This window comes from Aequorivita echinoideorum (assembly GCF_018476645.1).
GTDB classification, from domain to species: Bacteria; Bacteroidota; Bacteroidia; order Flavobacteriales; family Flavobacteriaceae; genus Aequorivita; species Aequorivita echinoideorum.
The window spans coordinates 78439-90853 of record NZ_JAHCTB010000004.1 but is presented as its reverse complement, the minus strand read 5'-3'; the positions used below and the strand labels follow the sequence as shown (position 1 = coordinate 90853).

At 38.5% G+C, this 12415-nt stretch carries 11 protein-coding genes; 1 reads left to right on the top strand and 10 read right to left on the bottom strand.

Going from position 1 to position 12415, the window contains the following annotated elements; genetic code table 11:
• Position 1 precedes the first annotated feature (1 nt).
• From KIV10_RS09655 to KIV10_RS09635, 5 genes are all read right to left on the bottom strand, one after another.
• Complete coding sequence (locus KIV10_RS09655; RefSeq protein WP_214113310.1) at positions 2-880, bottom strand: class I SAM-dependent methyltransferase; 879 nt, start codon at positions 878-880, stop codon at positions 2-4.
• The gene (locus KIV10_RS09650; protein WP_317194719.1) at positions 873-2318 is read right to left on the bottom strand and encodes an ABC transporter ATP-binding protein; all 1446 of its coding nucleotides are present in this window, start codon (positions 2316-2318) and stop codon (positions 873-875) included. The genes KIV10_RS09655 and KIV10_RS09650 overlap by 8 nt, the downstream gene beginning before the upstream one ends.
• Positions 2319-2357: 39 nt before the next feature.
• The gene (locus KIV10_RS09645) at positions 2358-2720 is read right to left on the bottom strand and encodes a four helix bundle protein (protein WP_214113309.1); all 363 of its coding nucleotides are present in this window, start codon (positions 2718-2720) and stop codon (positions 2358-2360) included.
• Positions 2721-3055: 335 nt separating this feature from the next.
• A complete protein-coding gene (locus KIV10_RS09640) occupies positions 3056-3898 on the bottom strand; it encodes an ABC transporter permease (RefSeq protein WP_214113308.1) in 843 nt (280 codons plus the stop codon).
• 424 nt (positions 3899-4322) lie between these two features.
• Positions 4323-4460, bottom strand: a complete 138-nt coding sequence (locus KIV10_RS09635; protein WP_214113307.1) for a hypothetical protein — start codon at positions 4458-4460, stop codon at positions 4323-4325.
• Positions 4461-4470: 10 nt separating this feature from the next.
• On the opposite strand from KIV10_RS09635, the gene KIV10_RS09630 reads away from it, so the two are divergent.
• Positions 4471-5904: a phage tail sheath family protein gene (locus KIV10_RS09630; RefSeq protein ID WP_214113306.1), complete on the top strand. Its 1434-nt coding sequence runs from the start codon at positions 4471-4473 to the stop codon at positions 5902-5904.
• A 105-nt stretch (positions 5905-6009) separates the two neighbouring features.
• Here the strand turns inward: KIV10_RS09630 and KIV10_RS09625 are convergent, their stop codons facing one another.
• The 5 genes from KIV10_RS09625 to gap form a co-directional block, all read right to left on the bottom strand.
• Positions 6010-7137: a DUF2891 domain-containing protein gene (locus KIV10_RS09625; RefSeq protein WP_214113305.1), complete on the bottom strand. Its 1128-nt coding sequence runs from the start codon at positions 7135-7137 to the stop codon at positions 6010-6012.
• Between the two features lie 97 nt (positions 7138-7234).
• Positions 7235-8776 (bottom strand): YifB family Mg chelatase-like AAA ATPase, encoded by a 1542-nt coding sequence (locus KIV10_RS09620; protein ID WP_214113304.1) that lies wholly within the window; start codon positions 8774-8776, stop codon positions 7235-7237.
• 91 nt (positions 8777-8867) lie between these two features.
• Positions 8868-10439: a glucose-6-phosphate isomerase gene (gene pgi, locus KIV10_RS09615; protein ID WP_214113303.1), complete on the bottom strand. Its 1572-nt coding sequence runs from the start codon at positions 10437-10439 to the stop codon at positions 8868-8870.
• Between the two features lie 77 nt (positions 10440-10516).
• Positions 10517-11380, bottom strand: a complete 864-nt coding sequence (locus KIV10_RS09610) for a BadF/BadG/BcrA/BcrD ATPase family protein (protein WP_214113302.1) — start codon at positions 11378-11380, stop codon at positions 10517-10519.
• A gap of 3 nt (positions 11381-11383) precedes the next feature.
• Positions 11384-12379: a type I glyceraldehyde-3-phosphate dehydrogenase gene (gene gap, locus KIV10_RS09605; RefSeq protein ID WP_214113301.1), complete on the bottom strand. Its 996-nt coding sequence runs from the start codon at positions 12377-12379 to the stop codon at positions 11384-11386.
• Positions 12380-12415: the final 36 nt, after the last annotated feature.

The window sequence follows — 12415 nt, the reverse complement described above, 5'->3', positions numbered from 1 at the left end:
ATTATGGTTTTTCAAAAACAAATATATCCTGAAAATAAAGACCTGGAATTTCTTTCCAATTTCCAGGATAATACTTAACTATTTTTAAACCACTATGCTCTAATAGCTTTTCCAGACCAAATTTATTTATTCCTATAGCATTTTCAGGGATATTTAGTTGCGAAGGATAAAACCAGTTGTCTGAATTATAAGCTTTAGTATCGAAAATCCAATCAGATTGTGACGTGTTGTGAAATTGACCCTTTTTATTTTTTCTGTAATCTAATGATTCATAATATAAATTGTCTAAATAAAAAAAGGTTATTAGTGCTTTTCCTCCTTTTTTTAAAACCCTAAAAATTTCTTTAAAGTAAAAAATGGCATCCTCTTCATTTAAATGCGTCCAAACTGATAATGCCGTAACTAGATTCATTTTGTCGCTTTCGATAGCCCATGGTTTATATTTCGATTCTTGATTATTTGCATACATAGCATTATTAACGTCAAAATGATGAAATCTTAATTTAGAATTTGTAAAATGACTTTTACAAAAATCTATATTGGATTTTGAAACATCTAGTCCGATATATAAACCACTATCTTCTATATAATTTTGACAAGACATAGCCAATAAACCTGTACCGCAGCCAATATCTAATATATAATTGTTACTTTTTCTATCAAGGATTTCATAAATCAAAGTTTGAAATAAACCAATTACATGCGCCCATTCAGCGTATGATATTTTGCCTCCTATTCTATATTCTTTAAATGGTATATCATTCAAGTTTACAGTCCGGAGAATATGTTTTTTATCATATTCCAAAAATTTCAAATCTAAATCTTTCTCTGAAATAGTTTTCTGTCCATTAAAAATTTTGGAAAAATTAAATTTATACATTAGAAATAAATTTGAAATTAGATTTTAAAAAGAATGGTGGCGAAACATCAATGTCATGCAAAATTTGAAATTTGAGCAAATCATTTATTCTCATTATTGGGTCTCTTCGTTCTGATTTGTAAATATTTAGACCTACATTGTACATCCCTTTAGATAGTTGAAAATTATGATGCAATACATTAAATTCAATATATGTATCTTTTTTATCAAGTAAATATTGTTCCTTATTAGAATCAAAAATTGCCACAGGTCTTTGCTCTTTATCAAAAATTAGCACGTGGAAAGATGGAACTATTTGAAGATTATTTATTTTAAATTTTAGGTATAATTGGAAATCATCTCCCCAATGTAAGTGTGGAATATTATTAAGGTTTTTAGCTCCAAGAAGTTTGGCCTTAACTAATTCTAAATTCCCATCATCAAAAACTACATTACTATTATTATTTGAAAATCTAGTATAATATTGATCAATCGCCTTTCCCACTTCATCCCCTTGAAATTTTGCAACTCCCCTATCCATCAAAATAATTTTATTGCAAATACGTGAAACCATAGGCATATTATGGCTAACGAATACGATTGCAGTATTCGGTAAGATGGTATCTATCCGTTTAAAACATTTCAGCACGAAACCCAAATCACCCACCGCCAAGACCTCATCGATAATAAGCACGTCCGGTTCCATTTGGGCAGCTACCGCAAAACCCAGGCGCACGCGCATCCCGCTGCTGTAATTTTTTACGGGCATATCAATGAATTCTTCCAATTCGGCAAAGGCAATTATTTCGTCCACCTTGGCATCAATCTCCTTGCGTGTAAAACCCAGCACCGCACCGTTGTTATAAATATTTTCCCTGCCGCTCAATATAGGGTTAAAGCCCGCACCCAGCTCGATCAGCGCACCTACCTTACCCCGTATGGTTACCTTTCCCGCATCCGGGTTTATGAGTCCGTTCAATATTTTCAATAATGTGGATTTGCCCGCGCCATTGTGGCCAATGAGCCCCAGGCACTCCCCACGGCGCAGTTCAAAATTGATGTCCTTTACCGCCCAGAATTCCTTGGGCCGCAGTTCGCGCTCCGCCTTATTGCCCGCAATCCCGGAAACCAAATCCTTCACTCCATACCAAAGACTGGTCTTAAGGTCCTTACAGAACTTTTTGGAGAGGTTTTCGACTTTTATTAAAACTTGGTTGTCGGTTGTGGGTTGTGGGTTGTCAGTTGTCGGTTGTGGGTTGTCGGTTGTGGGTTGTCGGTTGTGGGTTGTCAGTTCTTGGTTCTTGGTTCTCGGTTCTTGGTTCTCGGTTATCGGTTCTTGGTTTTGGGTTGTAGGTTGTGGGTTGTCCGCATTACTTTGAACGTTCTGGGATGTCCGGTTTTGATTGTCCTCTTTGAATTGTGGATTTTGTATTGTTTTATGTTGATTTTCCTTGGGCACGGGGTTATATGTTGTGGATTGTAGGTTCTCGGTTGTGGGTTATAATTTCCAGTTATTTTCTACGTACGTTATAAAAGAATGAATTTTACCTCCCAATGCATCGTAATTTTCTATTAATGAAGAAACGGAAATATTGGGATATAAATTTTGTATCATTTGCAATTGGGAAAGGCATTCTAACAATGATGCGTGGGCATATATCAAAAACTTAATGAAATCCTGTTTGTACTTTCGTCTCCCATAACCCTCAACAATATTGTCTTTAACACTTTTTGAAGAACGTCTTAGCTGACTTCCCATTTCGTAAAGCTCAAATTTCGGCAATAATAATGAAACCTTATGAACATCAAGCGCATATTGAAAAGCCAAATTATAGATATCTAAATCTTTATAGGATTTCATTTTCAAATATAAGGAAGCTTAAATTTACTAAAAAACAAATTGCAGAGAACAAAAGACGAAAGACGAAAGACGAAAGGATGAAAGGACGAAAGGACGAAAGACAAAAGACGTAAGACTTAAGACGTAAGACGTAAGACGAAAGGAAAACTGAGAACAGAAAACCGAGAACAGACAACCGAAAACAGACAACCGAGAACATAAAACCGAAAACCGACAACCGACAACCGAGAACAGATAACCCAGAACAGATAACCGAAAACTGACAACCGAGAACAGACAACCGAGAACAGACAACCGAGAACAGACAACCGAGAACGGACAACCGAGAACAAACCTCAACCCATCCGCTCAACCAGTACCGGAATTGAAATTCTATAAAACACCAGTCCCAAAAAACACAAAGGGATGCAGGTGGCCAATAATACTAACATATAGACCAAATACTCCGGTGCCAAACCGGTTAAGGTATCTCGCGCCGTAAGTATAAATGGGGTAAAGGGGTTAAGCTCCATTACGGTTTTCATAATTCCAGATTCGGGGATGGCGTACACTACCGGCGTGGCATACATTACAAACGAAAGTCCCATCGAGATTATTTTTGAAACGTCACTATACAGCATGGCCAGCGGGGTAATAAACAGCCCCAAGGTTGTTCCAAAAAGCACCGCCCCAAGCATTACAAATGGAAAAAGCAATTGGCTCCAGTGGAATCCCACACCATACAAAAATATAAAAGCCAAAAGTAGTATGATTTTCACGCTGCTATTGAAAAGCATTTTATAGATTCCCGAAACAATAAGTGCTTCCTTGGGAAAGTTTATTTTTGAAATAATTCCCCCAGCTCCCTTGGTGCTCGCTGTAGGCGCATTTAAGGATTCCGTGATTATGGACCATAAAAGGGTACCGCTAAAAGCGTAAACAGGATATGGGATACCGGTATCGGTAATTTGGATGGTACCGGATTTATTCAAGAATATCCAAACAGCCGCCGTGGCTAGGGGCGTAAGAAAGGCCCAGATAATCCCCAAATAACTTTGCCTGTATTGCGCTTTGATATCGCGGGTAGCCAATTGCCTAGCCAAGAAGCGCGACCTGTACATATCGCCCAAGCTTTCCTTGACCAATTTCCCAAGTTTGAGATTATTTTCCTTTTGATAAATTTTTGTCTCTAAAGACATATAGCTCTGAAGAAGTTTGGGGATTTCCTGCGATTGCTAAGATACATTTTTTATAATTATGAATTTTGAATGATGAATTTTTGATTGATTAATAATTAGTGATGAGTAATGAGTAATGAGTTATGAGTTATGAGTTATGAGTTATGAGTTATGAGTAATAACTGATCATCGTATATTGATCATTGTATATTGATCATTGTTTATTGATCATTGTTTATTGATCATTGTTAATTGTTAATTGAAATGAATCTAATTGACGCCATGTTATCCAAACGTTTTTTTGTTTGGTGAGCTCCAACACGAATACGATACACTTATGTCACAGCCACCCCCAAAATTCGGAAAATCACAAGCAATCAAGAAAACAAAAAAATATTATTTCCTAAAAAAGCTAACCAACTGTTGTTCAATTATTTGAAATAATCTAAATTTGGTTTATGACAAGTAAGTCCATCCATTCCTCATACCCAACCAAATTTCCATCTGTCAAAACCGAAATAACATCATATAGTTTTAATGACTGTGAAAATGGTATTATTTCAATTTCAGAAATAAATGTCAACTAAAAAATTATGGCAAAAAAGTACAAAACACCTGGTGTCTATGTGGAGGAAATAACAAACTTCCCACCGTCTGTAGCCCAAGTGGAAACAGCAATTCCCGCATTTATTGGCTATACGGAATATGCCGAAAAAAATGGGAAAAGTCTTTTGAATATTTCCACACGCATAAGCACGATGCTGGAGTACGAAACCTATTTCGGAAAAGCGCCCAATGAAGATGCAATCGCGGTAAGCATTGAAGATAGTGTTAGCATCGGTTCGCCCATACAATTGCTGAATCAAAAAATATCAGTTTCCATTCCCACCACAAGTCCTTATGTAATGTATTACGCCATACGGATGTATTTTGACAATGGTGGCGGGCCTTGCTATATCAATTCCGCAGGAAATTATGATACCGGTAGCGTGACTCAAGCCGCATTGGTAACAGGATTGAATAAGCTTGAAAAATATGATGAGCCAACGTTGTATATTTTTCCCGATGCGTTGTCCATATCTACTGCGGACAGCTATTATTCGCTCATCAACAAAGCATTGATCCAATGTCAAAAATTAAAAGATAGGTTTGTATTGATTGATACATTTGATAACTCCAGCAACGCTTTGCGCACTGCAACTTCTTTGGGAAATGAAGTTTCACTTTTAAAATATGGAGCAGCCTATCACCCATTTTTGAGAACAACCTATAGTTTCTCCTACAGTGAGGCCGAAGTTGTCATTTCGCATTCGGTTACAGATCAGACTAATACTACTTCAGACGGCGCGTATGAGGGCAAAAACCTCTCCGAATTGGCGGACATTACGAATGCCGATTTCAATTTAACTCTTTACGATAAAATTAAATCTGCAATAGAGCAACACTATGTAGTACTTCCTCCAAGTAGCGCAATGGCTGGAATTTACGCACGCGTGGATAAGTTGCGGGGCGTTTGGAAAGCACCGGCAAATGAATCTGTAAGCTCTTGCATTGAACCAACGGAAATAATTACCAACGAAGACCAACAGGACTTAAATGTACACAGCAGCGGAAAATCCATAAACGCCATACGGGCTTTTACCGGTAAGGGCGTCCTAGTTTGGGGTGCGCGCACATTGGCCGGAAATGACAACGAGTGGCGATATGTTTCCGTTCGTAGGTTTTTCAATATGGTTGAGGAATCTGTGAAAAAAGCTACGGTGCAATTTGTTTTCGAACCCAATGATGCGAACACTTGGGCAAAAATCAGGGCCATGATTGAAAATTTTTTGACTCTTCAATGGCGGGCTGGAGCACTTACTGGGGCAAAACCGGATCAAGCATTTTATGTTAGGGTCGGATTGGGCGAAACTATAACTGCTGAAGATATTTTGAATAGAATATTGAACGTGGAAATTGGTATGGCCGTAGTGAGACCAGCAGAATTTATTGTTTTGAAATTTTCACATAAAATACAGGAGTCTTAATTCTGAAAAAAAGATAACTATCAATTGAATTTATAACCATTCAACTTAAATATTGATAGAATTGCTTTTGAAGAACAAGCTTATTTTCGTGAAACGGTAAAAAAATTATTCTTCGGTATTTTTTATAGTCTCCAATGCATAGATAGCAAAACTTCCAAGCCAATGGCCACCTTCATAGGTATCGCCCACAAGATTGGGATAGGAGTATGCAAGATGTTCATTAGCAACATTCTGTAGATGCTTATATTTGGGATATTGTTTTGCCAAGCCGTAAAAAACCCACGCTCGGCTAAAGTTCAGCCCATCCAGATGCACCAGTTTACCATCAGTTCTATCGCTTACCTCGCCTACTTGTAATTTGTAATTTTCATTGGCCAATTCTGGTAAAAATTGGTCCATCCAACTTACAAATGCCTCTGGTGAAAGAATGCGCCGCATAATATCCACTTCCTCCAAACACGGCGAAAGAAAATCGTAGCCGCTCGGCTCCCAATTCATCGGGCAATTTTTATCGTTCATATAATAATCCTTTGCCCGTTTATGTATGAGTTGCTGCAATTCAACATCGTTAAAAGTTTCGGCATAATCATATGCAAACGTAAGTCCGAATGCCGTATTTGCGTGCTCCCCAACTCTTATTGGGTAATTTAATTTTGGCAGAAATTCCTTATAGCGCATTACAATAAAATCTGATAACGGCTTTAAGTTTTGCTCCATTTTTCGTGCTTGGGGATCTTCCCAATTGTGAAGCGCTTCCGAGAGTTTTAACAGCCACGCCCAACCATACGTCCTTTCAAAACTTTTATTGATATCTTTTTTATAAAACGCAAGCTCTATTGCCACATTTTCTGCTGTAATTTTTTCTTTCAAAATTGCCCTGGCCTCCCCTGCCCGTTCCATTTCTGGAAATTTTTGAAGCAATGTAACTATAGACCAGTAGCCGTGAACGGCGCTATGCCAGTCAAAACAGCCATAGAAAATAGGATGCACCGTTTTGGGTTCTACTAAATCTTCCGCGCTCTCAAGCGTTTCTCCGGGTTTATATGGATAGGCTGTATTTACACAATGCAGCGGTAAATCAATAAGTTTATTTGCTTCGGAAATGGTATAGATTGGATCCGGATATGCTTTTATTTCATTTGAAATTTCAGAAGACTTTTCAAATTGGTTTTTTTCATTCTTACAACCCTGAAAACAAAAAATAGCAATTACAAATATGAAAAGATGTTTCATAGAAAATTTTCTTTAAAGGTATTGAAAATTAGAAGTCCACTTACTTTATTTATTCCTTTAAAAGTTTTGAAAATAGCTGGCCAAAATAATCATTTCTTTATCCAAACCATCCATCACGGTCCAGACTTCTATATTGAATAGCTTCTGAAATGTGATTTCCCGTAATTCTTTCTGAAGCCTCCAAATCTGCAATGGTTCGTGCAACTTTTAAAATTCTATCGTAAGCCCGTGCGGAGAGGTTAAGCCGTTCCATTGCCGTTTTCAATAATGTAAGTGATGCCTCGTCAAGTTTACAGAATTCGCGAATTTGCTTAACACCCATTTGGGCATTATAATGTATGTTATCAAACTCCCTAAAACGTTCACTTTGAATTTTTCGAGCATTGGTAACCCGCTCACGAATAACGGTGCTTGGTTCGCCGCGACGTTCCTCGCTCAGCTTGTCGAAGGGAACAGGTGTAACTTCAATGTGGATATCAATACGGTCCAAAAGTGGCCCAGAAATCTTGCTCAAATAGCGTTGCATTTCTGCTGGTGAACTCATCACCGGCGCATCCGGATCGTTAAAATAGCCGCCGGGACTAGGGTTCATACTTGCAACAAGCATAAAACTGGAAGGGTAAGTCACTGTAAATTTTGCCCGCGAAATAGTAACATCCCGATCTTCCAGCGGTTGACGCATTACTTCGAGAACGCCGCGTTTGAATTCAGGCAATTCGTCAAGGAAAAGAACACCGTTATGTGCAAGGGATATTTCCCCCGGTTGCGGATATTGCCCACCGCCCACAAGTGCCACGTCTGAAATGGTATGATGCGGACTTCGAAAAGGTCTTGCGGTCATAATCCCTCCCTTTTCTATCGTTCTGCCAGCTACACTGTGAATTTTAGTTGTCTCCAGACTTTCCTGAAGCGTCATTGGCGGAAGTATGCTGGGCAAGCGTTTGGCAAGCATGGTTTTTCCGGAGCCTGGTGGACCAATCAATATAATATTGTGTCCGCCGGCAGCGGCAATTTCCATACATCGTTTTATGGATTCCTGACCTTTTACATCGGCAAAATCAAATTCCGGGTTATCAAGATTGTTGTAAAATTCGGCCTGCATATCTACCTGCACCTGCTGTAACGGAATATCTTCGTTGAAAAAATCAATTACCTCGCTTATGTTTTCAATTCCATAAACTTCAATACCGTCAACTATTGCGGCTTCCTTGGCGTTTTGCTTCGGAAGAATAAATCCTTTAAAACCTTCGTCCTTCGCTTTTATAGCAATAGGCAGCGCCCCACGAATGGGCTGTAGCTTTCCGTCAAGCGAAAGTTCACCCATAATTATATAATCCGAGAGTGGATTTTTTTCCTCAATCTGTTCCGTGGCTACCAAAATCCCCATAGCCAATGTCAAATCGTACGCCGAACCTTCTTTCCGAAGATCCGCGGGAGACATATTGAGAATCAGTTTTTTACCTGGAATTTTATACCCATTATTTTGAAGAGCGGCCGCAATTCTGTAATTACTCTCGCGAATGGCATTATCAGGCAAACCAACTAAATGGTAGCCGATGCCACTATCTACATTGACTTCTACCGTTATGGTGGTAGCCTCTACCCCAAAAACAGCACTGCCGTAAACTTTTGTTAGCATATTATGATGATTTCAAAAATGGGGAGAATGAACGATGAAGATACTAAAATTATCTTATGAAATGTGAGATATAATTATTAGCGGGTAAAAATTATTCCTTGAAATAGAAAACCTGATTTATGAGATTTCGGGTAGAAGTATTTTCTGATTTTGATGGATTTCTACTTTCAATTTCCAAAAGTGTTTGCTTTGCCAATTTTTTTCCAAGTTCCACGCCCCATTGGTCATAACTGAAAATATTCCAAATTACGCCCTGCACGAAAATTTTGTGCTCGTAAAGCGCAATCAAACTTCCCAGATTTTCTGGTGTCAATTTTTTTATTAAAATTGTATTGGTAGGTTTATTACCTTCAAATTTTTTGAAGTTATTTTCGACTTCAGTGTCAAAAGTTCCCATTAAAAGGGCTTCCGTTTGGGCAAAACAGTTTGCCAAAAGTTTATTTTGATGATCACTATTGCCGTGCAGTGATTCGGCAAATACAATAAAATCTGCTGGAATCAATTTTTTGCCTTGGTGGATCAGTTGAAAAAAAGCGTGCTGCGCATTGGTACCCGTGCTTCCCCAAACAATGGTGCCCGTTTGGTATTCCACGTTGCTGCCATTGCGGTCTACACTTTTGCCATTGCTCTCCATAATAGCCTGTTGCAAATACGGTACTAGCTTGGTCAGATACTGAGAATACGGGATAACGGCTTCACTTTCTGCTTTAAAAAAATTGTTGTACCAAATTGAAAGTAAGGCAAGTACCACTGGAATATTTGTTTTAAACTCTGAATTTTTAAAATGAACATCCATTTTATTTGCTCCCTTCAAAAGCAATTCAAAATTAGGATAGCCAATGGCACAGCAAGTAGAAAGCCCCACGGCACTCCATAATGAAAATCGACCGCCAACCCAATCCCACATTGGGAAAATATTTTCTTCGGAAATTCCAAAATCCGTTACAGCTTTTAAATTGGTAGAAACCGCAACAAAATGTTTTTCAATATCCTTTTCAGTTGCGGTATTTAGAAACCACTTGCGCACAGTTTGTGCATTTGTGAGGGTTTCTTGCGTAGTGAAAGTTTTGGAAACAATGATAAAAAGCGTTGTTTCAGGATTTATTTTTTTTAAAATTTCCTTTACGTGATCGCCGTCAACATTTGAAATATAATGCGTATTCAAATGATTTTTATAAAACTGAAGCGCTTCGGTAACCATATCAGGACCCAAATCACTACCGCCAATACCAATGTTTACAACATCTGTAATCGCTTTCCCGGTATAACCTACGTGGGTTCCATTAATGATTTCCGAAGAAAATAGGTTCATCTTTTGAAGTGCTTCGGTTACTTCCGGCTTTTCATTTTTGAAATCACGCAAAGCGGTGTGCAAAACCTCCCTATTTTCGGTTTCGTTTATTTTCTCACCGTTGAATTGCGCTTCAATTGCTTCCTTCAGTTTTACTTCATCTGCCAAGTTTAAAAGCAAATCCAGGGTTTTTGAAGCAATTCTATTTTTTGAAAAATCAATGTAAAAATCTTCCCAAGCCAATGAAAATCGATTGGCACGTTCTTTATCTTCGGCAAAAAGCTGTTGCATCTTCACATCTTTCAATTCTAAAAAATGATGCTGCAACGCTTGCCAAGCCTCCGTTTTCGTTGGGTCAATTTTTGGGAACATTATTTTGATTTATGATTTTAAAGTGGAAAATTCAAAATTTATAAAGTTGCTATGTTATATGTTTTTTGAATTTCCTTTTACAGTTTGTTATTTGAAATTTGTACTTTATAATAATTGATTAGTCCATCTATGGGCCTTCGTACAATATTGCCCAACTGGAGTCGGTACGGCTTCATCGCATCCCGAATTATATCTTCCGAAAAATGTGCAATGGAACCAATAAAATGAATTGGTACATGCTGCGCTTCCTTAAAACTGAGAATTCTATGCTCAATAAAATTGGTCATCCCCTCGCTTATAAGTTTATAAAAATAACCGTTCACCTCTTCTGAAGTGAAAATGAATTCAGCAAAAGACGCCAAATAGGTGTTGGGATTGGGTTTTTTATAAAGATTCATTTTGATGCTATCTGGATCCAGATTAAATCGCTGTTCAAAACTAGCGACCAATTGTGATGGCATTTTTCCATAGAAATAATCACGGATCAATCTTTTTCCGAAATAATTTCCGCTGGCTTCATCCATCAAAATAAATCCCAAGGATGGAACTGGAGCATGGATTTCTTTTCCATCAAAATAACAACTATTGCTGCCGGTTCCAATAATACAGACGATGCCAGGTTCTGTAGTTGCTGCGTAAACTGCCGCCTCCAAATCTTCCTGAACCAAAACCTTTGCGTTGGGAAAAATTTCTGCAATAACATTCGTCAAAATTTGTCGGGGTGTTTTGGTACCTGTTCCAGCGCCATAAAAGTCCACTTGATCAATTTTTTCAAATATGGATTGTAAATCTTCATTTTCGCGAACGCGTTCATAAAGATCATCCTGCGGAACAACAGACGGATTCAGGCCGCGCGTTCTGGTTTTTAGTATAACTTCACCGTGTGAATCCATCAGGACCCAATCGCATTTTGTGGATCCACCGTCTGCAATTAAAATCATATTTTAAAGAGTTGCAACGTGAGCGGCCAAATCTACCAATTTTGAGGAATAACCATACTCGTTATCATACCAAGCCACTAACTTAAAGAAATTATCGTTAAGCGCAATGCCAGCTCCCGCATCGAAATTGCAAGTATGTGCATTTGAAATAAAATCCTGCGAAACCACATCATCTTCGGTGTAGCTTACAATACCCTTATAATCACCTGCGGCCGCACTTTTGAAAAGCTTTTTGATATCTTCATAAGAGGCTGGCTTCTCGGTTCTCACGGTTAAATCCACTACCGAAACATCAGCCGTTGGTACGCGAAAGGCCATACCCGTAAGTTTGTTATCCAATTCCGGAATAACTTTGCCCACCGCCTTTGCAGCACCGGTTGAAGCCGGGATAATATTTAACAATGCGCTTCTTCCACTCCTAAAATCCTTACGCGAGGGTCCGTCAACCGTGAGTTGGGTTGCTGTTGTTGCGTGGACGGTAGTCATCAATCCTTCCACTATTCCCAAATTGTCATTGATAATTTTTGCGAGCGGTGCAAGACAATTTGTGGTGCACGAAGCATTGGAAACTATAGTATCTGTAGCTTTCACCTTATCGTGGTTTACGCCCATTACGAACATAGGTGCTGTTTTTGATGGCGCTGAGATAACCACTTTTTTTGCTCCCGCTTTCATGTGTGCCGAAGAAGTATCAATATCGGTAAAAATTCCTGTGGAATCTATAATGATGCTTGCCTTCGCCTCATCCCATTTTAAGTTTTCGGGATTTTTTTCTGAAGTGACCCTTATTTTCCTTCCATTTACAATTAAATGGCCATTTTCAACCTCCACCGTTCCGTCGAATTTCCCGTGAACGGAATCATATTTCAATAAATATGCAAGATGTTCTACATCCAGCAAATCATTAATTGCTACCACCTCTATATCTTTTCGCTGTGAAGCTATTCGGAAAGCAATTCTTCCTATTCGGCCAAAGCCGTTTATTCCCAATGTTGTCATATTTTTTTCTGGATTTTATTCAGTTTCGGAAAATTC